Consider the following 26,564-nt stretch of genomic DNA (forward strand, 5'->3'; position numbering starts at 1 on the left):
TAATGGTACAATGAACATATCTGAAGAACAAGCGAGGTAATCGTCAATGAAAAAGTTTGAGGAAAAAACAACGAAATCGACACCAATCTATGACGGAAGAATAATAAAACTACAAATTGATGATGTTACATTACCAAATGGACAGGTTGCAAAACGTGAAATAATTAAGCACCCAGGTGCCGTAGCAGTGATTGCTGTTACGGACGAGGGGAAACTAGTGTTAGTAGAACAATATCGCAAAGCGCTGGAGCGTTCTATTATTGAAATTCCGGCTGGAAAACTTGAGCCTGGTGAGGAACCTGTGGTGACAGCACGCCGAGAATTAGAGGAAGAAACAGGCTATGGAGCGCATAAACTTACTTTTTTACAAACCTTTGCAACATCACCAGGCTTTGCGGATGAAGTCATTCATTTGTTTGTAGCAAAGGAATTATATACAATAGACAATAAAGCAGATTTAGATGAGGATGAATTTGTCGAACTTTTAGAAGTTTCGTTGGAAGAAGCACAATTAATGGTGGCTGACCAGCGTATATATGATGCTAAAACAGCATTTGCAGTACTGTGGCTGGCTGCAAATTTAGAAAATAATCTTTTAGCATAATAGAGACGGACGAGCATAAGCTGTACAAACCTTGATAGAAAAGGAGCATGTTTATGTCTCGTACGGTGTCTATTTTTTATCACGCTTCCATCATTGCAGTAAGTTTTGTTTGTGGCGTTATTTTCTTTCATATTATTGGTGGACCGAAAGCGGAACCCTTTATTTTATTTATAGAGCCTCGTTTAGCAGATGGGGACAGGCAATCCATTTTTCGTTTAGTGCTGCCTGTCGCTATTTCCATAGGTCTTGTATTATTACTAGCAACACATAGCGTCTTAAAGGTGTTAGTGCGTGTGACCGTAGCCATGCGTGCCACTTTTTTTGGCTTTAGTTCGGTTTTTTTATTACAAAAACTTGAAGCTTTTTGGCTTTATACGATTTGGTGGTTTCCATTTCAGCTCATCTATTGTATATTGTTGCTAGTCCTATGCAATTTACTTGTACCCGCTTGGTCAAAGCGAAAAATCGGGAAACAAGTATCTGGTCGGACAATTTTGTTGAATTTTATCGCATTTTTCATCATAATAGTTGCTGAGTTTATTGTTATTTCATATGTGTTAAAATGATGGATTGAATAGACAAAAATTGTGATCAGATAAAAAAGTAGAAACAGGTTAGAAATCTATTCACTATCTTGTAATAGGATTTACTCCTTTGGTATAATGGAAAGAGTTTAGGGGGGCGTCACATGGAGAGCCGAATTGATCGTATAAAAAAACAGTTGCATAGTGCTAGTTACAAGCTGACGCCGCAGCGAGAAGCGACAGTTGCTGTCTTGCTTGAGCACGAAGAGGACCACCTAAGTGCTGAAGATGTTTATCTTTTGGTAAAGGAAAAAGCACCAGAGATTGGTCTAGCTACTGTTTATAGAACGTTAGAATTATTAACGGAGCTCAAAATTGTCGACAAAATCAACTTTGGCGATGGCGTATCGCGCTATGACTTACGCCAAGAGGGAGCTGCCCATTTCCACCATCATCTTGTTTGTATCGAATGTGGTGCTGTTGATGAAATTCAAGAAGATTTACTTGAAGATGTGGAAGCCGTTGTTGAAAAACGTTGGAACTTTATCATAAAAGATCACCGACTAACTTTCCACGGCATATGCTGGCGCTGTCATGATAAAAACGACGAATCGAATGAAGAAAAATAACAAAAAACTGTCTGTTTTAATCTTTTGTATAGATTGAATCGGGCAGTTTTTTGTTTTTATAAAAATGAAGTACAAATTCTATTATGGTTGGTGGTTTATGTCGAACGGAGGGTGCTTTAGCACATTTCTTAAGGCCATGCTAAAATAGAGAATAATTGACAGTAAGGGGGCGTTGTGATGAATGAATTTCAATATGCAGTAGAGGACTATATCCATTTTATTCAGGTGGAAAGGCAGTTATCTGTTAATACATTAGCATCCTATCGCCGAGATTTAGAAAGCTATGTGCATTTTTTACAGGAAGCAGAGGGTATGGCTAATTTTAGTCGTGTGGAACGGACAACTATATTACGCCATTTAGAGCAATTGCGGGCACAGGGGAAGACAAGTCGTACAGTTGCCCGTCATATTTCATCTATTCGGAGTTTCCACCAATTTTTACTACGAGAAAAGCGTGCAGAAACCGATCCAACAGTTCATTTGGAAATGCCTACAATTGAGCAAAAACTGCCTAATATCTTATCTATCGAAGAAATTGAAGCGTTACTAACAGCTCCGAATCGAAGTAAGCCACAAGGTATACGTGATCTCGCCATGCTGGAGTTATTATATGGGTCTGGTATGCGTATCAGTGAACTCATTGCACTGGATTTAGCTGATATTCATTTAACCATGGGCTTTGTACGTGTATTTGGGAAGGGTGGCAAGGAGCGTATCATTCCACTCGGCAAAAGCGCACTTTCGGCAATAAATGGCTATTTAAACGGTGCTCGTGGTCAATTACAGGGAAAGCACCCCAAAACAGATGCGTTTTTTATTAATCAAAGAGGGAAACGTTTAACAAGGCAGGGTTGTTGGAAATTAATGAAGGAGCATGCATTAAAGGCAGGCATCCAACATGAATTAACACCACATACATTGCGTCATTCCTTTGCCACTCATTTGGTTGAAAATGGAGCCGATTTACGAGCGGTACAGGAGATGCTTGGTCATGCAGATATTTCTACTACGCAGATTTATACACATATTAGCAAAACAAGATTATCTGAGGTCTATAAGCAATTCCATCCACGTGCTTAAAACTTAATAGGAAAAAATTATGTTTCAGTCGGATGTCTGACCTTTATTTTTCGCATTTTTTTGGTAAAATAGAGTCATGAGATTAGGAGGCAACCATTATGAATAAACCATTTAATAAAATCCATGTCGTTGTCATGGACTCCGTAGGTATTGGTGAAGCACCAGACGCTGCCAATTTCGGTGATGTTGGCGCACATACACTAGGACATATCGCTGAAAAAATGAATGGGCTTACAATGCCAGTAATGGAGTCATTTGGTTTAGCGAATATTGAACCATTGCATGGAATACATGCAACTACTGACCCTAAAGCATACTACGGTAAAATGCAAGAAGCATCAGTTGGTAAAGACACGATGACAGGCCATTGGGAAATCATGGGGTTAAATATTGATAAACCATTTAAAGTGTATCCAGATGGGTTTCCAGCGGAGCTAATTGATGAGCTAGAGAAACGTACAGGTCGTAAAGTACTGTGCAATCAGCCAGCAAGTGGTACACAAGTGATTGAAGACTTCGGGAAGGAGCATATGGAAACAGGAGCGATTATTGTCTATACATCAGCCGATCCTGTTTTACAAATTGCGGCTCATGAGGAAATCATTCCACTAGAAGAGTTATATAAAATTTGCGAAATTGCTCGTGAATTAACATTACAGCCTGACTATTTAGTAGGTCGCGTCATCGCCCGACCATTTGTGGGTACGCCTGGAAACTTTACTCGTACATCCAATCGTCATGATTATGCGTTAAAGCCATTTGGTCGTACAACGATGAACGTTTTGAAGGACGCGGGATTAGATGTGATTGCCATTGGAAAAATCTCAGATATTTTCAACGGTGAAGGTGTGACAGATTCTGTCCGTACAAAAAATAATATGGATGGTATGGATCAATTTGCAGAGGTTGTACGTCGTGACTTCCGCGGACTTAGCTTCTTAAATTTAGTGGACTTTGACGCCAATTTCGGCCATCGTCGTGATCCACTAGGCTATGGACAAGCATTACAAGAATTTGATGCACGCCTACCAGAAATTCTAGAAGCCATGTCAGAAGACGATTTATTAATTATTACAGCAGATCACGGCAATGATCCAACCTTCCCAGGGACAGATCATACACGTGAATATGTACCACTAATTGTCTATTCACCACGTTTTAACGGTGGGGCGGAACTTGCGCTTCGTGAAACTTTTGCAGATATTGCAGCAACAGTTGCTGAAAACTTTCATGTAGAAGCACCACCATTCGGTAAAAGTTTCTTACATGATTTGAAATAAGGGGGTTTTTTCGTATGAATATGGTTCAATTGTTTGAAAAGAAAAAACAAGGATTAGAGCTTTCTCAAGCTGAAATTCAGTATTTTGTTGAAGGCTATACGACAGGCTCAATCCCAGATTATCAGGCAAGTTCTTTATTAATGGCGATACGTTTACTGGGCATGTCTGATGATGAGACATTTTATTTAACAAAGGCAATGATCGAATCAGGTGATGTCATTAATTTAACATCTATTGAAGGCTTTAAAATTGATAAACACTCAACAGGAGGAGTTGGTGACAAGGTCACACTTGTTGTCACACCAATTATTGCTGCTCTAGGAATTCCTGTTGCGAAATTTAGCGGTAAAGGTTTAGGGATTACTGGGGGAACAATCGATAAGCTGGAATCCATTCAGGGCTTCAAAACAGAACTTTCATCACAAGAGTTCATTGATAATGTCAATCAGCATAAAATTGCCGTTGCTGGACAAACAGGTAATCTTGTACCAGCCGACAAAAAATTGTATGCATTGCGTGATGTGACAGGTACTGTCGATTCTATTCCATTAATCGCAGCATCAATTATGAGTAAAAAAATTGCAAGTGGTGCCGATGGTATTGTACTTGATGTAAAATGTGGCTCAGGTGCGTTTATGAAGACGCAGGAAGAAGCACAGCGTTTAGCGGATACAATGACGGCCATTGGAGAAAAACTTGGACGTAAAGTCATCGCACATATTAGTGATATGGATAATCCATTAGGGAAAATGATTGGTAATAAGCTTGAGGTTGTCGAGGCATATGCCTTATTAAGTGGACGCTTGGAAGAAACGCATGAGGATTTGGTGGATGAATGTGTTGTCATCTCTTCCTTAATGTACCAAATCGCTGCTGGCGTGAATGAAGCGGAAGCGACTGCTGCGGTGAAGCGAGTACTTGCAGATGGCTCTGCAGCTGCAAAATTCGAGGAGTTTATTGTGGCGCAAGGTGGAGTAGTCTCTGATATTGTTCAAAATGAAACAGCTCATAAAGTAGCAGTGACAGCGGTTACAGGGGGCACTGTGGAAACTATTAATGCCTTATTAGTTGGGGAAGCAAGTGTTAGTCTAGGTGCTGGACGTTTAACGAAGGAATCACAGCTAGATTATGATGCAGGCATTCAGCTTATTGCTAAAAAAGGTGACCATGTTCATACTGGCGATACGATTGCTTATTTATATTCAAATCAACCAATTGATGAAGAAACAATTAATAAAATTCAACAAGCTTATACAATTGCATAAAGATTATTAGCGAGAGCTCTCACTTTAAGAGAGCTCTCGCTTTTTTGTGTTCCATGAATCGCCAAACTTTAGCAATCGATAGCGTTTAGAAATTGTTGATTTATCCCATACTGCACTTAACCTAAAAAGCTATAAGTATGTCGATTAGACACTATTTCGGAAGACTTTGCACTAGTTCTGTCAGCCGCAAGGATTCACCATATTGAATGTGGAATTGCACGAGGAGGAGGCGATGTTCATGCATTATCAATTAGAAATGGTCACAAGAGAGACAGTCGTTATACGTTTGTTTGGGGAGCTCGATCATCATGCCGTTGAACAAATTCGAGCGAAAATTTCTGCAGCAATTTTTCAAGGCACTGTGACGACCATCATTTGGAACTTGGAAGGACTATCTTTCATGGATAGTTCGGGAGTTGGATTAGTGCTTGGTCGTATGCGTGAGTTAGAGGCAGTTGCTGGGCGAACTATATTATTGAATCCATCGCCAACAATGCGAAAAGTATTTCAATTTTCAGGTTTAGGACCGTGGATGATGGATGCAACAGAGGAACAAGCGATTGATCGCGTAAGGGGGATTGTAAATGGATAACGAAATGACATTAACTTTTTTGGCAATTAGTGAAAATGAAGCTTTAGCGCGTGTAGCAGTTACAGGCTTTATTGCACAATTAGACCCAACTATTGATGAACTATCAGAATTTAAAACAGTTGTCTCAGAAGCAGTTTCCAATGCTATTATTCATGGCTATGAAGAAGATGGTAAGGGTGTTGTGACAGTTCATGCTAAACGTGAGGATGATATTGTGACAGTATCTGTCATGGATAAAGGGATAGGAATTGAAGACGTTAGTCGAGCGATGGAGCCATTATTTACAACAAAAAGTATGATGGAGCGTTCGGGTATGGGCTTCACGATTATGGATAGCTTCTCAGATCAGCTGACAGTTATATCAAAATGGCAAGAAGGAACAACTGTAACATTCACGAAGAAATTTTACACAGTTCGCACAGCGGTAATGTGAGGTTAAACCCGTGAAGCCGTTAGAACAGTCGTCCGATAAGCTATTGTCTCAGGAGGAAATGCGTGATTTAATTGCACGCGCACAGCAGGGCGATCATGAGGCTCGTAAACGAATGGTAGAAGGCAATACGAGACTTGTGTGGTCCATTGTTCAACGTTTTACAACGAGAGGTGTTGAGCTTGAGGATTTATTCCAGATTGGCTGCATAGGGCTCATGAAATCTGTGGATAAATTTGATTTAACCTATGATGTGAAATTTTCAACCTATGCTGTACCGATGATCATTGGAGAAATTCAGCGCTTTTTAAGGGATGATGGCATGGTGAAGGTGAGCCGCTCTATTCGTGAGCTCAATTTTAAAATCCGTCATGCTACAGATGAATTTATTAAAAAGAATGAACATCCACCAACCATTCAAGAGCTTGCTCAGGTGCTTGGTGTGACAACAGAGGAAATTGTTACCGCATCCGATGCACTGAGAGACCCTGCCTCTCTTCATGAGCAATTGTATGAGAGTGAAGGGGATTCCATTACACTAATGGATCAAATGAAGGATGAAAAATCGGAGCAACCCTTTGATTACATCCCATTAAAAGAAGTACTAACGAGACTTGAGCCAAGAGAGCAGTCTATCATATATCTTCGCTATTTTTCAGATTGCACGCAAACTGAAATTGCAAATAGATTAGGTATTTCGCAGGTACAGGTTTCCCGTTTAGAGAAAAAAATCCTTGCCCAGCTGAAAAGTTGGATGGCAACAAGTGCAACAGTGGAGCAGGAAGCAATAAAAAAAGACATCTAAGAAAATGGTGACAGCATGACAAATAAATTATTTAACAGCTTAGAAGAAGCCGAAGATTTTCTTATAGAACATTTTGGTGACGGCGAATCATTTGACGTTGGGATTAAACACTTATTTGTCAAAGATTTGCCGGTCCTTTGTGCATATATTAGTGGGCTTGTAGATGGAGAAGCTTTAACACAGTTACTTTCTAGTATGCTCCCAGATGAGGACGTTGAGATTGAAGTGGAGGATGAGAAGGAATACTTTGAGTCCTATTTTAATTTCCATGGACGTTCAGAGGAAACAGAGCGTAAAGCCTATTTACTAGCCATTTTAAGTGGACAGGTCACCTTTATTACCAAAAGTGGCTATTGCTACGTTGCAGAGCTTAGAAACTATCCAGGACGTTCTCCAGAAGAGCCAGATAATGAAAAAGTTATCCGTGGCTCAAGGGATGGCTTTACAGAAGGAATTTCTCAAAATACAGCTTTAATTCGTAGGCGAATTCGCAATAGTAATTTACGTTTCGAGCTACATAAAATATCCAAAATCGGTCAAACCGACGTGGCGATCGCGTTTATGAAGGATGTTGCCAATGAAGATATGCTCGAAAGTTTACGACAGCGTCTTGGACAAATTAATCATGATGGCTTGACGATGGCCGATAAATCATTAGAAGAATGGCTTTTTAAACAAAAGTTCCATCCAGTGCCATTTGTACGTTATACGGAAAGACCTGATATTGCAGCTGCCCATCTACTTGAAGGGCATATAGCTATATTAGTCGATACCTCTCCATCCGTTATTTTAGTGCCTGTTACCATGTTTCATTTATTACAGCATGCGGAGGAATATCGACAGGCGCCAACAGTAGGGACGTTTGTACGTTTAATGCGATATTTTGGCTCCGTTATGGGTTTACTTTTATTGCCATTGTGGTATGTATTTGCAACGAATGAATCCTTACTTCCGGATGCCCTCTCCTTTTTAGGTACGGAGGAGAAATCGCATGTACCATTGTTACTACAAATACTGATTGCAGATATTGGCATCGAGTTTTTGAGGATGGCCGCCATTCATACTCCGTCACCATTATCGACAGCGATGGGATTGGTTGCGGGGGTAATCATTGGTCAAATTGCGATTGATGTTGGATTATTCTCTTCAGAGGTGGTCCTCTATACAGCAGTTGCAGCTATTCTTATTTTCATTATTCCGTCCTATGAGCTCAGTATTTCCATTAAAATTTTTAGGTTACTGTTACTGCTGATGACGGGTCTCTGGGGTGTCAATGGGTTATTTATTGGTTTATTTTTATTGTTTACCTATTTATGTTCATTGCGACCAATGCAGGCACCTTATTTATGGCCGCTTGTTCCATTCTTTCCAACGGCAATGCTTCGTGTCATCATTCGTTTCCCAATGACTTCTGATGCATTAAGACCTTATGTAGTCGCTTCCAAACAGCGAAAAAGATCATAGGAGCCGTTGCACTCGTTTTTTTCATGTGATAAAGTTCACATATAGTATTTTGTGATTTTTGCAAAAATTATTTTCATTCAAGAAAAAGCAAGTATTATACATTTGTTTTTTTATGTTTAATGGAAATAATTTCTTGATGGAATGGCTTTAAATGGTAAAGAATGATTCCACTATCAAGCCGTAAAAATAACAAGATGGAACGATGTGAAAAGGGAGAGATGCACATGCATTTATATGGAACACAAGCGATTTCTGAAGATGGTCATTTAACAATTGGACAGGTAGACACACTAGAGCTAGCAAAAGAGTATGGTACACCACTTTTCGTGTATGATACTGCACTTATTCGTAAGCGTGCACGCAGCTTTATCGATACGTTTAAAAAACTAGGCGTAAAAGCAGAAGTAGCTTATGCTTCAAAAGCATTTGCATGTGTAGCGGTGTATCAATTAGCAGCAGAAGAAAATTTATCATTGGATGTTGTATCTGGTGGGGAGTTATTTACCGCATTAAAGGCAGGTTTCCCTGCAGAGCGCATTCATTTTCATGGTAACAATAAAAGCATTGCTGAAATAGAGCTAGCTTTTGACTCCAAGATTGGATGTATTGTTGTAGATAATTTCTATGAAATACAGCTTTTAAAAGATATTTCGGAGCGCCGTCAGCAAAAAATGCGTATATTATTACGTGTTACACCAGGTGTTGAAGCACATACGCATGATTTCATCACGACAGGTCAAGCAGATTCAAAATTCGGCTTTGACTTAAACAATGGTCAAGCGGATGAAGCATTCCAACAAACATTTAGCCATGAATTTCTAGAGTTACTAGGCTTACATTGTCATATTGGCTCACAAATTTTTGACACTGCTGGTTTTGGCTTAGCTGGAGAAAAATTGATTGACAAAATTTCTGATTGGAACAAGACTCACGGATTTACATGTACTGTGTTAAACTTAGGTGGGGGCTTTGGTATTCGTTATACTGAAGAAGATGCACCGCTTGAACCACAAGTATATGTAGAGGATATGATTACAGTTGTCAAAAATAAAGCAACTGTTCTTGGACTGAAGATGCCGGAAATTTGGATTGAACCAGGTCGATCACTTGTAGGTGATGCAGGAACATCTCTTTATACAATCGGTTCACAAAAAACAGTGCCAGATGTGCGCAAATATATTGCGGTTGATGGCGGTATGAGTGATAATATCCGCCCAGCATTATACGACGCTAAGTATGAGGCAGTCATCGCAAGTAAGGCGAATGAGCCGAAAGATGAACTCTATACAGTTGCTGGTAAATTATGTGAATCTGGCGATAAATTAATTATTGATGCTAAACTACAAGATGCTGCTTCAGGTGATGTGTTAGCCATTTTCTGTACAGGTGCGTATGGTTATTCAATGGCTAGTAACTATAATCGTGTGCCAAGACCTGCTGTTGTATTTGTAGAGGATGGACAGCATCAACTAGCTATTCGCCGCGAAAGTTATGAAGATATTGTGCAAAACGATCTCCCGCTAACTTTAAAAAAGGGTGAGTAAATTTGAGGAAAAATAAGTGGGTATTACTAGCGTCCATTACAACATTTATTTTATTATGGGGCGTAGTCTATTGGGTGTTGGCGTCGAAAGGTATTCTCGGACCTGGTTCGTAAGACAGAAATTGGCTTGCGGTAAAAGTACAAATCGTGTAGGATAGTCAAAGATTATGTACAGCTAGAAAAAGAGGGAATAGACAAATATGTTAATTCGATATAAAAAAGCTTTAGAGAAAATAGCAATGGGGCTACTTTCGTTTATGCCTAACGAAAAAGACGTAAAAAAGCTTACAGAAACCATCCACTCCTATGAAAATGATGATAATTGGGTTTTATACTTATGGAAAAAGAATGATGAATATGTTGGCATAGTAGGGCTTGTTGTTGATGAGCATAATATAGCTACGATCCAGCACGTGTCGGTGATCCCTTCCTATAGGGGCGAGGGTGTAGCAACCGAGATGCTTCAAGAAGTGGCGGAACTTGGCCAATATGAAAGTGTACGTGCTACAGATGAAACACGTAGTTTCGTTCAAAAATGTATTCATTGTACCGATGAAAAAGCAGACGATTAACACCGTCTGCTTTTTCTTTGTTTGCTTTCTTGTCGCTCTGCAAGAATATGTGAGCGATCTCGTAGCATATGTTTATGAAGAAGATAATTTGAGCTGTTCGATGGCAAAAGCTTTATACGTGCTATGGCTAACTCCAGCAAGTGAGGTGAAAGAGGGAGCTGGAAAGTTTGAAAGGACTTGCCCGTTTTTATCGAAGTAAGAGCTATTGTCATTTGTGTTAGGAGTTCATGATAATCAATTTCTTGGAAAAAAATATGCCCTTCATTTACTTGAAAATTATGAAGTGCTTTTTCTAAAATTCGTTTAGCACCAGTATTGTTACCACGTCGCCAATGATAGAAACCTGTTGCCAGCTGTACATAGCCGACAAGTGGATGCATTTTATCACCAGGTGCAATTTCCTTCCAATATTCCTCTAGCACTTCATGGCATTCAAAAAAATCTTGATTGCCATTAAAATAGGCACAGTAATCTATAAATAAAGTATGATGCTGTGGATGCATTTTGGACTCCTTTCCACTATACTAAAAGAACATAGAATCTCAGGGTGGTAAAATAATGTCTTATGAAGTAAAATTAGAAGCCTTTTCAGGGCCTCTTGATTTATTATTGCATTTAATTCACAGATTGGAAATTGATATCTATGATATCCCAATGGCTGAAATTACACAACAATATATCGACCATATACATGCAATGCAAGTACTGGAATTAAATGAAGCAAGTGAATATTTAGTAATGGCAGCAACCTTGCTGGCAATTAAAAGCCGCATGTTATTGCCGATTCACGAAGGAGAGATGGAGGACGCAGAATTAGAAGTGGACGGACCTGACCCTCGTGAAGAACTGGTGCAACGCTTAATCGAATATAAAAAATACAAGGAAGCAGCAAGTAATTTGCAAGAGCTTGAAACAGACAGAGCACAAGTATTTACAAGGCCTCCTGCGGATTTAACAGGATTAGCCTCAGAAGAACAGATGGCTTTATTTGATTTGAATGTGAATATCTATGATATGCTTGGCGCATTTCAAAAATTGATGCGTCGTAAAAAATTAAAGAAACCATTAAAAACAACTGTAGCAAGGCAGGAACGATCAGTAAAAGATCAAATGCGTTCTGTTGTGGATTCTTTACGATTAACAGGTGGACGTGCATCATTTTTCGAGCTTTTTCCCTATGAAGATAAGCCAACACTTATTCTGACGTTTGTATCCCTTCTTGAACTGATGAAACGTCAGATCGTCATCGTAGAGCAAGATGGTAACTTTGAAGAATTAACGGTTACCTTACAGAAGGAGGAATGGGAAGATGACGAAAACATTGATGTTACAGAGTAGAATTGAAGCCTTATTATTTGTTGTGGGAGATGATGGATTAACGATTAAACAACTATCACAACTTTTAGGAGAGCAGGAAGAGTTGATTCTGCAAACAATGAATACATTGAGAGAAACCTATGAAGAAGATTTAGCAAGAGGAATTACGGTGAAAGAAATTGCAGGCGTCTATCAGCTCATTACAAAATCTGAGTTTGCCGATACAATTCAAAGATTAGTAGAAAATCCAACCGCACAATCCTTATCTCAAGCCTCCCTCGAAGTGTTAGCGATAGTTGCATACAAACAGCCCATTACCCGTGTAGCGATAGAAGATTTGCGTGGTGTCAAGTGTGAACGACCAATCCAAACGTTAGTTTCGCGAGGCTTAATTAAAGAGGTAGGACGGTCAGAAGGAACTGGACGTGCCATCTTATATGGAACAACAAAAGAGTTTTTACATTATTTTGGCTTAAATAATATAGAAGAAATGCCTCCTCTACCTGATGAGGACCTTGTTGATACAGAACAAGAAACAGATTTATTTATGACGAAGTTCCAAGAGACTTTTAGCGAGGCAAAATAATGGTAATTAGGTATAATGTGTAGCCTTCAACATAAATTTAAATCTATAATTTCCTATCACATTGAATAAGGAGTGGCTCGTTGCTTCGGTTATTTCGTTTAACACTGTTCATGATCATTGTGTTCATGGTAATGCTTCCTCAAACTAGCTTTGCAAGAGGAGGAAGCGGCTATGCTGTTTTGGATGGCGATACAGGTCGGGTTTTAATAGGGTCCAATAGCGATGAACGATTACCTATTGCTAGCCTAACAAAAATTTGGACAGCACTTGTGGCAATCGAAAATAGTGACTTGCAGGATGAAGTCGTTATATCCCCGAAGGCTGCTATGGCTGAGGGAAGTTCTATTTACCTACAGGCTGGTGAAACAGTAACAGTCGAAACGTTATTGTATGGCTTAATGCTACGGTCAGGCAATGATGCTGCCACAGCTTTAGCCGAACATGTAGGGGGTTCTGTAGAGGGCTTTGTCAAATTAATGAATGAAAGAGCCGTTATTGCAGGTCTTACCAATACCGTCTTTATGAATCCATCTGGTCTCCATCATGATGAGCATTTATCATCAGCGAGAGATACTGCTGAGATGTTAAGACTTGCTTTGCAAAATAAAACGTTTGAGAAAATTGCTTCAACGATTCTTTACCGGGCGAATACAGTAAACGGAATGCTATGGGAAAATAAACACCGTTTATTAAGAGAAGGTTCGGGAATGGCGGCAGATATAGATGATGAGACAGAGCAACCTGTTAGTTCCTTAAAGTCAGCCACTGGTACTGCTTTTGCTGGAAAAACGGGCTTTACCAAGGTTGCTGGACGAACACTTGCAACGGCCTTTCAAAAGGACGGGCAAACCTGCATTGTTGTCACATTAAATGCATCAGATGATTGGAATGTACATCGAGGCTTATCCAATAAAGTGTGGCAAGATTATCGTCTTGAAACAGTAGTGAAGAAGGGTAAATACAATGTCAATAAAAAGTTGGCTATTCGTTTACAAGAGCCCGTTCGCCTACAATTAAATAAAGAGGAAAAAGAACAAGTGCGGCAAGTATTACATGTTTCAAGAAAACGTCAGGAAGCAGTCTTGTCGATCTTTATAGGCGAAGAACGTATTTATGCAATGCCAGTAAAAGTTGAATCAGCGAATCGTTAAAAACGATTTGCTGATTTTTTACATTATTTGATTAATTGATGTTAAATTTGGTAAAATGATAATGAAGGTTGAATTCTTAATTTTCGAAAAAGGGGTGAGGAAATTGAGGAATGCTTCCATGGAAAGTAAAGGTAGACAAATTCAATTTGGGCTAATAATTGTCTTATTCTTATCAAGTTTAATTGTCCCTGTCATTCTACTATATCCAATTCAAGAGATGCTATATCGACCAAAAGAATTTTATTATTTTGCACCTTATTTTAATGCTTATATTATCTTTATGGCCTCTTTATTTGTCATGGCTCTTGTACTACTAATCAATTATTTGATCATACCTGAAACGAAAAAAAGCAAGAATATTCAACGTGGTCTAGTGTCTGCTTCCTTATTAATTGCCTTAGGTTTCATCGCATTAAGCTTTAATACCTATAAATTGATAGATTCAAACGGTATCTATAGGAGTCCAATTTTTAGTTTAAAAGCTGATTTTGTCGGGTGGGAAGAAGTTGTGAAAGTGGAGCAAGTGAATCTAGAAAAAAGTGGTGTGACAAAGCCTGATCATCTGGTTTTTACATTTCAAGATGGTTCCACAATTGAAGAATCTTTGGCAGGCAACATGATACTGGCTAAAAACTATATAGCCAGTGAGTTAAACCAACGTGGCCTAACAATTGAAAATGTATACAAATAAAAGCTGCCGAATGGTAGCTTTTTTGTTGTTAAAATAAAGATTTTACAATCGATTCACATTATTGCTAACTGAGTATACTGCTAGTAAACAAAACAAAATGCAGGTTCAAATGTTAAGAAATTAGCTAATGAGAAATTAGTTGGAATACTCAAATAAAAAATGTGAAATTTGTTTTTCTTTAATAATGTCTAAAAGTATGACATAATTTTCACAGATTAGCGGGAAAAAATAACCCTATTCATTGGATCGAAATCGAATGATGAAGAAAGTGTTATTGTGAAAGAAAACTAGAGGTGAAAAAATGGAAAGATTACAAAAGGTCATTGCCTATGCAGGTGTTGCCTCAAGGCGCAAGGCAGAGCAATTGATTTTAGAAGGCAAAGTTAAAGTAAACGGTGTAGTTGTTCGTGAGTTGGGAACAAAGGTATCTAATTCCGATACAATTGAAGTAGAAGGTGTGAAATTAGAAAAAGAAGATAAGGTATATTACTTACTTTACAAACCACGTGGAACAATTTCTGCTGTAACAGATGATAAAGGACGCAAAACTGTCACAGATTTATTTCATCATATTCCGCAACGTATTTTCCCAGTTGGTCGTCTTGATTATGATACATCTGGATTATTGCTATTGACAAATGATGGAGAATTTTCCTATATGTTGACACATCCGAAGTTTAAAATTGACAAAACATATATCGCTCGTGTCAAAGGTGTGCCAACAATTGAAGGGCTTAAAAAGCTTCAACGAGGGATCAAATTAGAGGATGGTAAGACAGCACCAGCTAAGGTAAATATGACATCCTTTGACGAAAAAGCTGGCAAAGCCATTTGTGAAATCACGATTCATGAAGGCCGTAATCGCCAAGTTCGTCGTATGTTCGAAGCGATTGGGACACCCGTTGTCAAATTAAAACGTGAACGCTTTGCTTTTTTAGATTTATTCGGCCTTTCTCCAGGAGAATACCGTGAATTAACAAAGCATGAAGTCAAGCAACTACGTGTGTTAGCAGAGACAGGAAAGCTGGATTAATGAAATTTGCCAGAAGAAAGTGTGGATACCACAAGAGGTATTTGGATGTTTACACTTTCTTTGTGGTGAAATCGTTCATAAATCATTCATAATTAATAGCTAAGTGTTTTTGTATCATTTTGCTATAATAGGTGAGAATAGTACACCTACTATAGCTGTAACACATTTAATTCGGTATTGTTGACGTCAGTGTGAAAGAAGTTTTTACATACTTATAGACGTATAGAGCATGAAAAAGTTCTATTTGTATCTTCATTATGTAAAAGCATACGCAAGCCGTAATTGATAGGGGGTTTATTAACTTGGAGAAAAAGAAAAAACGTCTTGTACTGCGAACGGTCATTTTAGCTGTGTTAGCATTGGCAATCGGGTACACAGTATATGGAACAGCAACAAAGGAGAAAGTAGAGTTAGTAGCAGTGGGCTCTAAAGCACCTGACTTCACGTTAGTAGATTTAAACGGTGAAAAGCATAAATTGTCGGATTATAAAGGACAAGGGGTATTTTTAAACTTCTGGGGAACTTGGTGTAAGCCTTGTGAGAAGGAAATGCCTGCGATGGACAATCAGTATCAAGAGTATAAAGATCAGGGTGTACAAACATTAGCGGTCAATATTGCTCAAACAGATTTTGAAGTACAGAATTTTGTCGATCGATATGAGTTGTCATTTCCTGTAGTTATCGACAAAACAAAAAGTGTGATGACTGCTTATAATGTAGGTCAATTACCTGCGACAGTGCTAGTTGATCCAGAAGGCAAAGTAGCCAAAATTATTACAGGTGAAATGACGGAGGAAAATATTGCTTCGTACATGGAATTAGTGAAGCCAGATAAGGAGTAAATGACGATGGAAAAAATCATTTGTGCTTGTGGTCATAGTAATCCATACGGCACGAAGCTTTGTGAGAAATGTGGTCGTCCTTTAACCGAAGAAGAAAAACAAAATAAGGTTGTTGATATGCGCTATGATGGTATGGCCATTCGCTCCAAAACATATAACAAATCTTTCATCGATAAAATATGGAATTTCTTCTCGAGTGTTAAAGTAGGTATATCCTTAATTATTATCACATTAATTGCTGCTTCAATCGGAACATTACTACCGCAAGAGTTTTACGTAAAAGCTTCTGATATGGAGAAAGGAGCTTATTACGCAGACGTATATGGTACATTCGGAAAAATCTATTATACGTTGGGGCTTTCAGATTTATATAGCTCATGGTGGTTCCAAATTTTAGTTGGTATGCTAGCAGTATCGATTATTGTGGCAAGTCTTGACCGAGGCATTCCGCTTTATAAATCATTAAAGAATCAACGTGTTAAAAGACATGAAAGCTTTATGAAGCGTCAGCGCATTGTTGCAGAAGGACAAGTGACGGCGAGTGCGGATGAAACGCTTGATAAAGTGGCTCAAAAAATGACTGAGATGAAGTATTCTGTTCGTCGAGATGGTAGCGCTCTCTTAGCTGAAAAAGGACGCTTCTCTCGTTACGGCCCGTACATAAACCATGTAGGTCTCATCATTTTTTTAGGTGGGGTCATGCTACGTCTAATTCCAGGATTCTATGTGGATGAATCGATATGGGTGCGTGAAGGTGAAACACGAGCGATCAGTGGGATGGAAGGTTATTTCATTGAAAACCGTGACTTTATTTTAGAAACACATGATAATACACCTCAAGGAGAGCAAGTTAAACAGGGTGTGAATGTAGTAGCTAAAAACTTCCAGACCGATATTACACTGTACAAGCAGCCTAAAGACGCATTACCAGGGGATACGGAAAATCTAGAAAAAGTAAAAGACTATTCCATTCGTGTAAACCACCCTTTGAAAGAAGATGGCTTTGCTCTTTACCAGATGGATTATCGTCTAAATGAATTAAAACAAATGAATTTTGAATTAATTAATAAGACGACGGAGAAATCATTAGGTAAGGTAGAGATTGATTTAACAAACCCTAAAAAAGAATATGATTTAGGCAATGGTTCATCCGTTCAAATACTAGTGTATACACCAGATTTTGATGGGTTTGAAAATGGTGAGCCACAAACAAAAACATCCATTCCAAATAATCCCGCATTTTTATTTAAAATGACAACACCAGAAACACCAGAAGGAGAAGTAAGCTTTGTTGAAATTATGCAACCTCCTTTAGAACCACTTGGTGAAAATAAATACAGAATGAAGTTTGCTAGTGCAGAAATGCGTGACATGTCAGGTATTACGGTACGTAAAGATAGTACCATCCCTATTCTGTTTGTTGGGGGTGTCATCTTTATGATCGGTGTTGCGATTGGCTCTTATTGGAATCATCGTCGTTTATGGCTGCAAGTGGAACCAGACGGCCGTGTGTTAATGGCTGCCCATGTCAATAAAAATATGTTCAGCATGAAAAAGGATTTAGATGCTGTCACAACATTTGCTGCATTGCCTCCGTATACAGATCAGTTAGAGAAAGATGAGGCTGGCGAAGAGTCCACAAATGTTGGCATTAAAGAAAAGGAAGGTGACAACACCTTATGAGTTTGATTGATATAAGTGGAAACTTATTATTTGTAGCATTTATTGCTTATTTAGTTGCGACACTATTATTTGGTGGTTCAATTAAGCAAGCTAATGCTACTGGTAAGAATACTGGCAAATGGGGCCAGCTTGCCATTGTGGTTACCATTATTGGTTTCCTATCACAGCTTGGCTATTTTATTACGCGTTGGATCTATACTGGACATGCGCCAGTAAGTAATATGTTTGAATTTACGACTGCCTTCGGTATGTTCATTGTCGGCGCGTTTATCTTAATTTATTTTATTTATCGTTTGACTGCACTCGGATTAGTGGCATTGCCTGTAGCGCTTTTAATTATCGCTTATGCAGCAATGTTCCCGAAAGAAGTAAGTCCATTAGTGCCGTCGTTACAAAGTTATTGGTTAACGATTCATGTTATTACAGCAGCATTAGGGCAATCTATTTTAGCTATTAGTGCTGTGGCAGGACTTATTTACTTATTAAAAGTAGTAGATTTAACGAAGCGTTCTAAACAACGTTTTTGGTTAGAGGCTGTGATGTACTGTCTTGTAGTAGTTATTGGGTTTGTTGCGGTAACATCTACATTTAGTGCTATGGATTATGAGTCTAGCTATAATTATGTGGATAAAGAAGGAACTACTCGTAAAATTATTTACAATTTACCTCCGATTTTCGGTATGAATGAATATGAAGTGGTTGAAGAACATGGCATGTCACCATTAGTAGAAATGCCAGCATTAATTAATGCTAAAAAATTAACAACTGTTTTTTGGTCATTAATGGTAGGATCTATTTTGTATTTATTAATTCGTTTAATCGCTCGCCGTCGAATTAGTGCCATTTTCCAACCACTAGTTAAACGTGTCAATTTACAATTACTTGATGAAATTGGTTATCGTTCAGTGTTGATTGGTTTCCCTGTATTCTCCCTAGGTGCTTTAATCTTTGCGATGATTTGGGCACAAATTGCTTGGAGTCGATTCTGGGGTTGGGATCCAAAAGAAGTATGGGCTCTTATTACATGGTTATTCTATGCAGCATTCCTGCATTTACGTTTATCAAAAGGCTGGGAAGGTCGAAAATCTGCTTGGTTAGCATTAATTGGTTTCGGAATTATTTTATTCAACCTAATTGCTGTTAACTTAATCCTTGCAGGTTTACACTCCTACGCGTAACCTGTGAAACAACAAGCCTTTTCGCTGTAGCGAAGAGGCTTTCTTTTCTTTTCAATATGTGTCACAGCATGTACAATAGAAGGTAGAGAAAGATTGGAAGAGAGGGATCGTGAAAGTGTCAGAAAATATTTCAGTATTAGTAGTAGACGACGAGGATCGTATTCGCCGCTTATTAAAAATGTATCTAGAGCGAGAAGGATACCTTGTTGACGAGGCAGAAAATGGTGAACAAGCGATCGAGAAATCTTTAGAAAAAGAGTATCACTGTATTTTACTTGATATTATGATGCCTGAAAAAGATGGGCTAGAAGTGTGTGCGGAAATTCGAGAACGCGCAGCAACACCGATTATTTTATTAACTGCAAAAGGCGAAGAAGCGAATCGTGTACAAGGCTTTGAGCTTGGCGCAGATGACTATATTGTAAAACCATTTAGTCCTCGTGAGGTTGTTTTACGTGTGAAGGCTATTTTACGCCGTTCACAAGCTTTCTCACCAACGACGAATGCATCCTCTTCAAAAGATTTGGTGGTGTTCCAGCATTTAATGATTGATCACGACGCACACCGTGTAACAGCAGAGGGGATTGAGGTCAATTTAACACCAAAAGAGTATGAATTACTGTACTTTTTAGCGAAATCGCCAGACAAAGTATTTGACCGTGAACAACTACTAAAAGAAGTATGGCATTATGACTTCTTTGGTGATTTACGTACAGTGGATACACATGTAAAACGGTTACGTGAAAAGCTCAACCGAGTTTCTGAAAACGCTGCTAAAATGATTGTGACAGTTTGGGGCGTTGGATACAAATTTGAGGTTGTCAATGAATAGAATATGGAATAGTGTTGTCGGGAAGCTATGGGTAACCATATTGCTTCTCGTTTCATTTGTATTATTTGTTTTCACGGTATTAATGCTTGAATTTCTTCAAAATTATCATATGCAGCAAGCAGAAATTTCATTGCGTCAGACAGCTGCAACAGTGGCAAGTATAGTAGATGACAATGAAACAGCAGAATCTACTTCGGAATTATTAAAAGATATTTTACCTACAGGGACCAATGCATTGATCGCGATAAGCCATGTTGAAGTATCCTTTGCAATGCAGGAGGGTGTCAACAAAAAAGAAATACAAGATACTATTTTAGCCAATAAATCTTTTCATGAAGTGTTTCAATCAGATGAACCCATTATTAAAGAAATGATGATGCCTTCTTCTACTGATCAAGAAAAGATGGAATCGTATGTCGTACTTGGTTTCCCCCTAAATGTTGAAAATGCAGTACATGGAGCTGTCTTCATCTATCAAAGCCCAGATGCGCTACATAAAACGTCTAAGGAAACAACGAAAATTGTCTTTTTAGCTGCCTTCATAGCATTTGTGCTGACGACATTCTTCGCATTTTTCCTTTCTTCACGTATTACTTCGCCATTAAGAAAAATGCGTGAGTTGGCTTTTGAAATTGCGAAAGGAAATTTTGAAGCGAAAATGCCTACAACGCAAAATGATGAAATTGGTCAACTTGCCGTTGCCTTCAACCAAATGGGTCGTCAATTAAAGCACAATTTAGAGGTTATCAATCAAGAAAACGAACAGCTTTCGAATATTTTGACATCTATGACAGATGCAGTGATTACCTTTAACCGTGATCGTACAATATTATTAAGTAACCCACCAGCAGAACGTTTAATGCAAAAGTGGTTTGTGAATAAAGGCTCGCAAAGTGCAAAGCCTATCCCCCCAGAGCTGTATCATATGCTTGATCATGTGCTGATGTTTGAGGATAAACTAGAAGAGGAAATTGAAATGGATGGCAACTACTATACATTTACGATTAGTCCTCTTTATAGTGGTGAAATGATACGTGGGGCTGTGGCTGTTATTCGTGATATGACTGAACAACATCGCTTAGAAAAACTAAGATCCGATTTTATCGCCAATGTTTCTCACGAACTACGGACACCGATTGCCATGCTACAAGGTTACTCTGAAGCATTAATGGACGATGATTTTATTCAGGATCAGGAAGAGCGTAATGAGATTACCAAAATTATTTATGATGAATCGAAGCGAATGGGTCGCCTTGTGACAGATCTATTAGATTTGGCACGCATGGAATCAGGGCATATGACGCTTTATAAAGATGAATTACCGATCAATTCGACATTCGAGCGTATTACACAAAAATTTGCTCAGGTAGCAAAGGAAAAGCACGTTCGTCTGCAATTTGACAGTGAATTTAATGACGAGGCCATGATTAATATTGATGAGGATCGGATTGAACAAGTGCTTACAAATTTAGTCGATAATGCACTTAGACATACAGATGAAGGGTCTGTGACTGTAAAAATCGAGCAGGAGCCGACATTTGCTAAAATATCTGTTCAAGATACAGGGCATGGCATTCCTCAGGATGACTTACCATATGTCTTTGAACGCTTTTACAAAGCCGATAAGGCACGTACCCGTTCCAAAGGTGGAACTGGTCTCGGCTTAGCCATTGCTAGAAATATTGTGAAGGCACACTCAGGTAATATTATGGTAGACAGTGTGCTGAAAGAGGGTACGACCTTCACGTTTTATTTACCGTTCGATTAATAACATGTATTGCTATTAATTGGCTGTAACTTCTATGAATGTAAGACGACAAATATTATAGAACGGGGGTGGAGTGCTTTGAATGACTCCGTGTTCCATCGACTATACGATGCATATCACCAAGACGTGTTTCAGTTTTTAATATATTTAGTAAAAAACCGTACACTTGCCGAAGATTTAGCACATGAAGTTTATGTACGAGTGTTGCGCTCATATGATCAATTTGCAGGGAATAGTAGTGAGAAAACATGGCTATTTGCTATTGCCAAAAATGTAGCGATTGATCATTTTAGAAAGCAAGCTGTACGCCAAAAGCATTCACATGATTTCTTTGACTGGGAAACGGAACAGCTCCATTCAACCACACCATCACCGGAAGATATGCTACAGGCCAGTGATGAATTTATGCAGGTAGAATCAGCACTTGAAAACTGTACAGGCGACCAAAAAATGGTCATTATAATGCGCTATTTTCAGGACTTATCGATCGCAGAAACAGCGCAAATACTAGATTGGACAGAAGCTAAGGTAAAAACGACCCAGCATCGAGCCATTAAATTTTTAAGGCAACAGCTACAGCCGATTAGAGAACAGGAGGCGAAACGGCAATGACGCATAAGCCATTTGATGATGAACAGCTTGAATATGTATTGAACAATGCCCCTAAGCTTTCTGACCACCGTTCAAAAGAAGAAATATTAAATCGGTTAATGGCAGATGCTCGCTTGCAGGATAATAGTCACCTTCAAGAAGCGATACAACAACCTATAGTGAATGAAGAAGCACGACAAGAAAGTAAACCTTTGAGCCAAGATGAACGACCATCACGATCTAAGTTCCGAAAAATGCCGATTTTTACGAGTGTAGCAGCAGTTTTCGCGCTAACGGTACTCGTTGGCTCCATGTTCATGAATAATGACGCTAGCCAAAAAGATCTAGCTAGTACTCCAGAAACGGCTAATTACGCTACTTTACAGGAAGATCGTTCTGCTAAAGACGCTGCTACGCAGGATGAAGCGCTTCAATCCAGTATTGTATCGGAGCATGAGCGCATGTTATCTTTACGGTCATCTGTCTATGAGGAAGATGTGAAAGATGCTGTCGTTTTCCGTATTGGTTTAGCAGGACGTGATGCGGAAAGTGTTCCAATGACATATGTGATACCAAATGAGCGTGTAGCAACTGATTTTGGAACAGAAAAACCTTCTACCTTACAGATGTATGAGAAATACGCTCCTCAAATTGATGAAGAAGCCAAAGGTTTTACAGATTATCATCCTTTTAAAGGTGAACTGAAGGAGAAGGAAGACAAGCTTGTCCACGTTTTACCAAAGGACAATGACTATGATGTTGCTTCAGCTACCGTCAATGAGTACAAAGGAACTTTGGAAGATACATTCTCAGATTCTGAATATACGGAAGTGGAGATTCAAAATGAAGATGGCACACCTTATGAGTTTTCTCAAGAGGGCGAGCCAAGCCAAGCTATGTCATTAACAAACGCCAAACATTTTAATTATTATTTATACCAAGATGGTAATGGTGCGGAATATCTGTCACCAGATTTCCGTCAAACATTTGTAAATGTTACAGAGGCACTTACACTCATGAAAAACAAAAATGATGATGTTTATGTAACAGTTGTTCCTGAAAACGTGACTTATACCGTGAAAGAGGAAGCGGAAGGTGTCGTCGTTACATTTGATATCCCCTTAGATTTAGCATCGATGGAGCCAATCCGCGCCACGCAATTGATTGAGGCCATGATGTTAACTGCCGCTGGCTTTGGCCAACAATTACGCTTAGATAATGTGGTCCAAGAAAGCTGGGAAGGATTCGATTTGAAAACGTATTTGCCAAAGCCTGTGGGGCCAAATAAACAATATATGCCTTAGTCAAAAATGGAGCATTCCTGTAGCATGGAATGCTCCATTTTTATAATACATACAAATCTAATCGGATTTTTTTAAGCAGAACTATTTACTTTTTCTTGATAATTAATTATAGTAAGGTTGTAGTATAAAATAATATGATTCATCTTCGGGGCAGGGTGAAAATCCCGACCGGCGGTAATAGAGTGGTAAACCGTTAATGTTTTTCATTAACTCGAATGGTTTATGCTACACTCTTCAGCCCGCGACCTGTGCAAATTTATTTGCATGGCTGACTTGGTGTGATTCCAAGGCCGACAGTTAAAGTCTGGATGGGAGAAGATGGAGGTACGATCGTCATTCATTGTTATGAAGTGAACTATAGCCGAGCGCTTTTTTGTAGGGCTTTTTAAACAGTGCTCAAAAAATAGTTTATATTGACGCTTATTCGTCATGCCTTTCTCCCTTGTGCTTTTTCATGCATAAGGGTTTTTTCATGCTAACAATTGAAAGATCGTCACCTTTCTTCTTGCGAGATTGAATCAGCAAAGAGGAGAGAGTTTTCTATGAAGAAGAATGTTAAACTTCAATCGTTTATTACGATTGGTATGCTGAGCAGTATTTCGTTTTTATTAATGCTTTTTAATTTCCCAATTCCGCCGTTCCCAGCATTTTTGGAAGTGGACTTTAGTGATATGCCTGCATTAATAGCAGCCATCACAATGGGGCCTGTAGCTGGTATTTTAGTAGAGTTATTTAAAAATGTATTGGATTGGATTTTCTCAGGAACGCCAACAGGTGTGCCAGTAGGTCATATTGCTAACTTTACAACAGGTATTTTATTTATTTTACCAGTAAGCTTTATTTTTAATCGCTTTAAAACAATTGCTGGTCTTGTTGGAGGTTTAGCAACAGGTACAGTCGTAATGGCAGTAGGCATGAGTATTTTAAACTATGTAGTATTTTTACCGATGTACACATACTTCTTAGGAATGGAACCTGTTGTAGGTGACTCACTTTATAAAATGATTGTCGCTGGGATTTTACCATTTAACATTGTGAAAGGTATTTTATTAACGGCTATTATGGCGTTTTTATTTACTACAATGCGCAAATGGATCGACCGTCAGCGTTCTATCTATATATCAAAATAATATACGCTAACCTCGGGTGAATATACCCGAGGTTTTTTGTTGAAGAAATGATGGATAGGGTTTAAGGTGTAACGGATAAATTACTAAAAGGAACGGATAGAAAGGCAAAACTAACGGATAAACATAGAAAAAAGTAATGGAGTAAGCTAGCTATCTAGTACTTTATCATTATGACCTAGTCGAAAGCTATATTTTCATGTAAAATAGGGAAGAGTTTAGAATGTTTGAGGAGTTTGAAGAGATGAGTGAACAAAAGGGACAGTGGTCTAGTAAATTAGGATTTATTCTAGCATCAGCGGGTGCTGCAATTGGACTAGGGGCAATTTGGAAACTACCCTATGTAACGGGACAAAGTGGTGGAGGAGCGTTTTTCCTAATCTTTGTGTTATTTACCTTATTAATAGGGTTACCAATGCTATTGTCCGAGTATGTTTTGGGACGTGGTACACAATCGGAGGCTGTAACGGCATATAAAAAAATCGCTCCGACAAAGCCAGGCTGGGCTTGGATTGGTCGAATGGGTGTACTAGGTTGTTTTTTATTATTAACTTTTTATAGTGTAGTTGGAGGTTGGATCTTTATTTATAGCGGGCTCGGTGTTGCTGGCGCTGTAATCGATCCAGCAGTAGATCCAGCTGAGCTATTTGGAAAAATTATAGGTACGCCTTGGATTACGCTAGTTGGTTTAGTGTTGTTTACATTAGCCAATGTACTTGTGATTTCGTTAGGTGTACAAAATGGGATCGAAAAGGCCAATAAATGGATGATGCCGCTACTCTTTATAATGTTCATTGTCCTTGTTGTGCGCGCTGTTACATTGGATGGGGCAATGGAGGGCGTAAAATTCTTCTTATGGCCTGATTTCTCGAATATTACTGGAAAGGCATTATTAGAAGCGCTGGGGCAATCGTTCTTTGGGTTAGCAGTAGGATTCTCTTGTCTTGTTACATATAGTTCCTATCTAAAAAAAGATGTAAGTCTGCCCAATTCAGCAGGTTCTGTTGTGCTGTTAACTGTGCTAGTTTCATTTTTAGCAGGATTAGCGATTTTCCCTGTTGTGTTCGCCTTTGATTTAGAGCCAGCAGCGGGTCCAGGTTTGCTATTTATGGTGCTACCAACAGCTTTCAGTCAAATGCCATTCGGTGAAGTATTTTTAGCGATGTTTTTATTACTATTTTTATTTGCTACATTAACGTCATCATTTAGTTTATATGAAATTATTGTCGCGGCATTTATGGAACATAGTCAGAAATCCCGTCCAATGTGGACACTTTTACTTGGTATAGTCGTATTTATTGCAGCTATTCCAGCAGCACTTTCTTCTAGTGTTTTATCGGATGTAACGATTTTTGAGAAAAGTATTTTTGATGCAACTGATTTTCTAGTGTCAAACATCATGCTTCCATTAGGAAATTTATTCATTGCTATCTTTATTGCCCATGTAGTGGATAAAGAATTTGTGAAAAGAGAGTTGTTAATGGGTAGTCAAATGGGACAAGGCTATTATTCGTCATATCGTATGTTAATGTTAGTTGTCGTACCGATTATCATTCTTGTCGTGTTTGTTAATATGCTACTGCAATATTAAAGAAAAGGTGTATTCCATCTAATAGGAATACACCTTTCATGTTGTTGAAAAAAGATAATGTCAACGGCAGAAAAAGCAACTT

The 26,564-nt window shown here is 38.7% G+C and carries 27 protein-coding genes and 1 riboswitch; of the genes, 26 read left to right on the plus strand and 1 reads right to left on the minus strand.

The annotated features are described in order from the left end of the window. Positions 1 to 46 precede the first annotated feature (46 nt). The 12 genes from ACEVFT_RS09095 to ACEVFT_RS09150 all read left to right on the plus strand — a co-directional run bounded on the left by ACEVFT_RS09095 (position 47) and on the right by ACEVFT_RS09150 (position 10,788). On the plus strand, positions 47 to 604 hold the full coding sequence (locus ACEVFT_RS09095) for an NUDIX domain-containing protein (RefSeq protein WP_393949320.1): 558 nt from the start codon (positions 47 to 49) through the stop codon (positions 602 to 604). Positions 605 to 657: 53 nt separating this feature from the next. Continuing rightward, positions 658 to 1,170: a hypothetical protein gene (locus ACEVFT_RS09100; protein WP_205442117.1), complete on the plus strand. Its 513-nt coding sequence runs from the start codon at positions 658 to 660 to the stop codon at positions 1,168 to 1,170. 122 nt (positions 1,171 to 1,292) lie between these two features. Next, positions 1,293 to 1,757 (plus strand): ferric iron uptake transcriptional regulator, encoded by a 465-nt coding sequence (fur, locus tag ACEVFT_RS09105; protein WP_004232171.1) that lies wholly within the window; start codon positions 1,293 to 1,295, stop codon positions 1,755 to 1,757. 177 nt (positions 1,758 to 1,934) lie between these two features. Further along, positions 1,935 to 2,837 (plus strand): site-specific tyrosine recombinase XerD, encoded by a 903-nt coding sequence (gene xerD / locus ACEVFT_RS09110; protein WP_393949321.1) that lies wholly within the window; start codon positions 1,935 to 1,937, stop codon positions 2,835 to 2,837. Positions 2,838 to 2,935: 98 nt separating this feature from the next. After that, entirely contained in the window at positions 2,936 to 4,117 is a 1,182-nt protein-coding gene (gene deoB / locus ACEVFT_RS09115) for a phosphopentomutase (RefSeq protein ID WP_393949323.1), read from the plus strand. Positions 4,118 to 4,131: 14 nt separating this feature from the next. Further along, complete coding sequence (locus ACEVFT_RS09120; protein WP_393949324.1) at positions 4,132 to 5,382, plus strand: thymidine phosphorylase; 1,251 nt, start codon at positions 4,132 to 4,134, stop codon at positions 5,380 to 5,382. A gap of 238 nt (positions 5,383 to 5,620) precedes the next feature. Further along, on the plus strand, positions 5,621 to 5,974 hold the full coding sequence (spoIIAA, locus tag ACEVFT_RS09125) for an anti-sigma F factor antagonist (RefSeq protein ID WP_004232181.1): 354 nt from the start codon (positions 5,621 to 5,623) through the stop codon (positions 5,972 to 5,974). Then, complete coding sequence (gene spoIIAB, locus ACEVFT_RS09130; RefSeq protein ID WP_048391296.1) at positions 5,967 to 6,407, plus strand: anti-sigma F factor; 441 nt, start codon at positions 5,967 to 5,969, stop codon at positions 6,405 to 6,407. The genes spoIIAA and spoIIAB overlap by 8 nt, the downstream gene beginning before the upstream one ends. 58 nt (positions 6,408 to 6,465) lie before the next feature. Continuing rightward, a complete protein-coding gene (gene sigF, locus ACEVFT_RS09135; RefSeq protein ID WP_283778184.1) occupies positions 6,466 to 7,209 on the plus strand; it encodes an RNA polymerase sporulation sigma factor SigF in 744 nt (247 codons plus the stop codon). A gap of 15 nt (positions 7,210 to 7,224) precedes the next feature. After that, positions 7,225 to 8,673 (plus strand): spore germination protein, encoded by a 1,449-nt coding sequence (locus tag ACEVFT_RS09140; RefSeq protein ID WP_205442122.1) that lies wholly within the window; start codon positions 7,225 to 7,227, stop codon positions 8,671 to 8,673. Positions 8,674 to 8,897: 224 nt separating this feature from the next. Next, positions 8,898 to 10,217 carry a diaminopimelate decarboxylase gene (lysA, locus tag ACEVFT_RS09145; protein ID WP_393949327.1) on the plus strand — a complete coding sequence of 440 codons (1,320 nt, stop codon included), beginning with the start codon at positions 8,898 to 8,900 and terminating at the stop codon, positions 10,215 to 10,217. A gap of 199 nt (positions 10,218 to 10,416) precedes the next feature. Next, complete coding sequence (locus ACEVFT_RS09150) at positions 10,417 to 10,788, plus strand: GNAT family N-acetyltransferase (RefSeq protein WP_205442124.1); 372 nt, start codon at positions 10,417 to 10,419, stop codon at positions 10,786 to 10,788. Here the strand turns inward: ACEVFT_RS09150 and ACEVFT_RS09155 are convergent. Beyond that, positions 10,785 to 11,291, minus strand: a complete 507-nt coding sequence (locus ACEVFT_RS09155; protein WP_205442125.1) for a DUF309 domain-containing protein — start codon at positions 11,289 to 11,291, stop codon at positions 10,785 to 10,787. The two genes, ACEVFT_RS09150 and ACEVFT_RS09155, sit on opposite strands and share 4 nt — an antisense overlap. 55 nt (positions 11,292 to 11,346) lie before the next feature. Here ACEVFT_RS09155 and ACEVFT_RS09160 point away from each other — a divergent pair, with 55 nt between their 5' ends. From ACEVFT_RS09160 to ACEVFT_RS09225, 14 genes are all read left to right on the plus strand, one after another. After that, a complete protein-coding gene (locus tag ACEVFT_RS09160; protein ID WP_205442126.1) occupies positions 11,347 to 12,126 on the plus strand; it encodes a segregation/condensation protein A in 780 nt (259 codons plus the stop codon). Next, positions 12,098 to 12,691, plus strand: coding sequence for an SMC-Scp complex subunit ScpB (scpB, locus tag ACEVFT_RS09165; RefSeq protein WP_393949329.1), 594 nt, complete (start codon positions 12,098 to 12,100; stop codon positions 12,689 to 12,691). Before ACEVFT_RS09160 ends, scpB begins: the two co-directional genes overlap by 29 nt. Before the next feature lie 80 nt (positions 12,692 to 12,771). Continuing rightward, positions 12,772 to 13,842, plus strand: a complete 1,071-nt coding sequence (locus ACEVFT_RS09170; RefSeq protein ID WP_393949331.1) for a D-alanyl-D-alanine carboxypeptidase family protein — start codon at positions 12,772 to 12,774, stop codon at positions 13,840 to 13,842. 118 nt (positions 13,843 to 13,960) lie between these two features. Further along, positions 13,961 to 14,533, plus strand: coding sequence for a hypothetical protein (locus ACEVFT_RS09175; RefSeq protein WP_393949332.1), 573 nt, complete (start codon positions 13,961 to 13,963; stop codon positions 14,531 to 14,533). Between the two features lie 301 nt (positions 14,534 to 14,834). Beyond that, on the plus strand, positions 14,835 to 15,566 hold the full coding sequence (locus tag ACEVFT_RS09180; protein ID WP_393949334.1) for a pseudouridine synthase: 732 nt from the start codon (positions 14,835 to 14,837) through the stop codon (positions 15,564 to 15,566). Between the two features lie 302 nt (positions 15,567 to 15,868). After that, a complete protein-coding gene (gene resA / locus ACEVFT_RS09185; RefSeq protein ID WP_342442798.1) occupies positions 15,869 to 16,408 on the plus strand; it encodes a thiol-disulfide oxidoreductase ResA in 540 nt (179 codons plus the stop codon). A 6-nt stretch (positions 16,409 to 16,414) separates the two neighbouring features. Further along, entirely contained in the window at positions 16,415 to 18,091 is a 1,677-nt protein-coding gene (resB, locus tag ACEVFT_RS09190; RefSeq protein ID WP_393949336.1) for a cytochrome c biogenesis protein ResB, read from the plus strand. Continuing rightward, the gene (gene ccsB / locus ACEVFT_RS09195; protein WP_393949338.1) at positions 18,088 to 19,269 is read left to right on the plus strand and encodes a c-type cytochrome biogenesis protein CcsB; all 1,182 of its coding nucleotides are present in this window, start codon (positions 18,088 to 18,090) and stop codon (positions 19,267 to 19,269) included. Before resB ends, ccsB begins: the two co-directional genes overlap by 4 nt. Positions 19,270 to 19,384: 115 nt before the next feature. Further along, positions 19,385 to 20,101, plus strand: a complete 717-nt coding sequence (locus ACEVFT_RS09200) for a response regulator transcription factor (RefSeq protein WP_004232215.1) — start codon at positions 19,385 to 19,387, stop codon at positions 20,099 to 20,101. Beyond that, complete coding sequence (locus tag ACEVFT_RS09205) at positions 20,094 to 21,869, plus strand: ATP-binding protein (protein ID WP_205442130.1); 1,776 nt, start codon at positions 20,094 to 20,096, stop codon at positions 21,867 to 21,869. Before ACEVFT_RS09200 ends, ACEVFT_RS09205 begins: the two co-directional genes overlap by 8 nt. 78 nt (positions 21,870 to 21,947) lie before the next feature. Beyond that, positions 21,948 to 22,481, plus strand: coding sequence for an RNA polymerase sigma factor SigX (gene sigX / locus ACEVFT_RS09210; RefSeq protein ID WP_009370717.1), 534 nt, complete (start codon positions 21,948 to 21,950; stop codon positions 22,479 to 22,481). After that, a complete protein-coding gene (locus tag ACEVFT_RS09215; RefSeq protein WP_393949340.1) occupies positions 22,478 to 23,764 on the plus strand; it encodes an RNA polymerase subunit sigma in 1,287 nt (428 codons plus the stop codon). Before sigX ends, ACEVFT_RS09215 begins: the two co-directional genes overlap by 4 nt. 137 nt (positions 23,765 to 23,901) lie before the next feature. Beyond that, positions 23,902 to 24,088: riboswitch (FMN riboswitch) on the plus strand. A 218-nt stretch (positions 24,089 to 24,306) separates the two neighbouring features. Continuing rightward, positions 24,307 to 24,894 carry an ECF transporter S component gene (locus tag ACEVFT_RS09220; RefSeq protein ID WP_205442133.1) on the plus strand — a complete coding sequence of 196 codons (588 nt, stop codon included), beginning with the start codon at positions 24,307 to 24,309 and terminating at the stop codon, positions 24,892 to 24,894. A 241-nt stretch (positions 24,895 to 25,135) separates the two neighbouring features. Then, on the plus strand, positions 25,136 to 26,482 hold the full coding sequence (locus ACEVFT_RS09225; protein ID WP_393949341.1) for a sodium-dependent transporter: 1,347 nt from the start codon (positions 25,136 to 25,138) through the stop codon (positions 26,480 to 26,482). Positions 26,483 to 26,564 lie beyond the last annotated feature (82 nt).

The organism is Lysinibacillus sp. PWR01 (genome assembly GCF_043359455.1).
In the GTDB taxonomy this organism is placed as follows: domain Bacteria; phylum Bacillota; class Bacilli; order Bacillales_A; family Planococcaceae; genus Lysinibacillus; species Lysinibacillus fusiformis_F.

Coding starts and splice junctions, on each gene's coding strand:
- ACEVFT_RS09095 (WP_393949320.1), top strand. CDS start 47: ATGAAAAAGTTTGAGGAAAAAACAACGAAATCGACACCAATCTATGAC.
- ACEVFT_RS09100 (WP_205442117.1), top strand. CDS start 658: ATGTCTCGTACGGTGTCTATTTTTTATCACGCTTCCATCATTGCAGTA.
- fur (WP_004232171.1), top strand. CDS start 1,293: ATGGAGAGCCGAATTGATCGTATAAAAAAACAGTTGCATAGTGCTAGT.
- xerD (WP_393949321.1), top strand. CDS start 1,935: ATGAATGAATTTCAATATGCAGTAGAGGACTATATCCATTTTATTCAG.
- deoB (WP_393949323.1), top strand. CDS start 2,936: ATGAATAAACCATTTAATAAAATCCATGTCGTTGTCATGGACTCCGTA.
- ACEVFT_RS09120 (WP_393949324.1), top strand. CDS start 4,132: ATGAATATGGTTCAATTGTTTGAAAAGAAAAAACAAGGATTAGAGCTT.
- spoIIAA (WP_004232181.1), top strand. CDS start 5,621: ATGCATTATCAATTAGAAATGGTCACAAGAGAGACAGTCGTTATACGT.
- spoIIAB (WP_048391296.1), top strand. CDS start 5,967: ATGGATAACGAAATGACATTAACTTTTTTGGCAATTAGTGAAAATGAA.
- sigF (WP_283778184.1), top strand. CDS start 6,466: ATGCGTGATTTAATTGCACGCGCACAGCAGGGCGATCATGAGGCTCGT.
- ACEVFT_RS09140 (WP_205442122.1), top strand. CDS start 7,225: ATGACAAATAAATTATTTAACAGCTTAGAAGAAGCCGAAGATTTTCTT.
- lysA (WP_393949327.1), top strand. CDS start 8,898: ATGCATTTATATGGAACACAAGCGATTTCTGAAGATGGTCATTTAACA.
- ACEVFT_RS09150 (WP_205442124.1), top strand. CDS start 10,417: ATGTTAATTCGATATAAAAAAGCTTTAGAGAAAATAGCAATGGGGCTA.
- ACEVFT_RS09155 (WP_205442125.1), bottom strand. CDS start 11,291: ATGCATCCACAGCATCATACTTTATTTATAGATTACTGTGCCTATTTT.
- ACEVFT_RS09160 (WP_205442126.1), top strand. CDS start 11,347: ATGTCTTATGAAGTAAAATTAGAAGCCTTTTCAGGGCCTCTTGATTTA.
- scpB (WP_393949329.1), top strand. CDS start 12,098: ATGACGAAAACATTGATGTTACAGAGTAGAATTGAAGCCTTATTATTT.
- ACEVFT_RS09175 (WP_393949332.1), top strand. CDS start 13,961: ATGGAAAGTAAAGGTAGACAAATTCAATTTGGGCTAATAATTGTCTTA.
- ACEVFT_RS09180 (WP_393949334.1), top strand. CDS start 14,835: ATGGAAAGATTACAAAAGGTCATTGCCTATGCAGGTGTTGCCTCAAGG.
- resB (WP_393949336.1), top strand. CDS start 16,415: ATGGAAAAAATCATTTGTGCTTGTGGTCATAGTAATCCATACGGCACG.
- ccsB (WP_393949338.1), top strand. CDS start 18,088: ATGAGTTTGATTGATATAAGTGGAAACTTATTATTTGTAGCATTTATT.
- ACEVFT_RS09205 (WP_205442130.1), top strand. CDS start 20,094: ATGAATAGAATATGGAATAGTGTTGTCGGGAAGCTATGGGTAACCATA.
- ACEVFT_RS09215 (WP_393949340.1), top strand. CDS start 22,478: ATGACGCATAAGCCATTTGATGATGAACAGCTTGAATATGTATTGAAC.
- ACEVFT_RS09220 (WP_205442133.1), top strand. CDS start 24,307: ATGAAGAAGAATGTTAAACTTCAATCGTTTATTACGATTGGTATGCTG.
- ACEVFT_RS09225 (WP_393949341.1), top strand. CDS start 25,136: ATGAGTGAACAAAAGGGACAGTGGTCTAGTAAATTAGGATTTATTCTA.